1 pseudogene is annotated in these 537 nt (G+C 61.6%); it reads left to right on the top strand.

The features are described 5' to 3' along the window. A pseudogene (locus tag I6F21_RS37625) lies at positions 1–537 on the top strand (error-prone DNA polymerase); the annotation flags it as partial.

Raw genomic sequence — 537 nt, 5'->3', positions numbered from 1 at the left:
ATGCTGCCGCGTCTGCGTCCGCGCGAGTATTACGACTTGGTGATCCAGGTGGCCATCGTACGGCCGGGGCCGATCCAGGGCGGCATGGTCCACCCGTATCTGCAGCGGCGCGAGGCAAAGCGCAATGGCAACACCGATTGCGTGACCTACCCCGGCCCCGAGGTGAAAGCCGTGCTCGAACGCACGCTGGGTGTGCCGATCTTCCAAGAGCAGGTGATGGAGATCGCCATGAAGGCCGGCGATTTCACTGCGGATGATGCTGACCGCCTGCGCCGCGACATGGCCGCCTGGAAGCGCAAGGGGAATCTCACGCAGCATCAGGAGCGCCTGGTGCATGCGATGGTCGTCAAGAGGCGCTACGACCCTGCTTTTGTCGAAGCGCTGTGCAAACAGATGGAAGGTTTTGCCGAATACGGCTTCCCTGAAAGCCACGCGGCAGGCTTTGCCAAGCTGGCTTACGTCAGCAGCTTCCTGAAATGTCACGAGCCGGCGGCGTTTTTTGCGGCGTTGCTCAACAGTCAGCCGATGGGGTTCTAT

Source organism: Bradyrhizobium sp. NBAIM03 (genome assembly GCF_020194055.1).
Classification (GTDB): Bacteria; Pseudomonadota; Alphaproteobacteria; order Rhizobiales; family Xanthobacteraceae; genus Bradyrhizobium; species Bradyrhizobium yuanmingense.
This window is presented reverse-complemented; position numbering and strand designations above follow the sequence as displayed.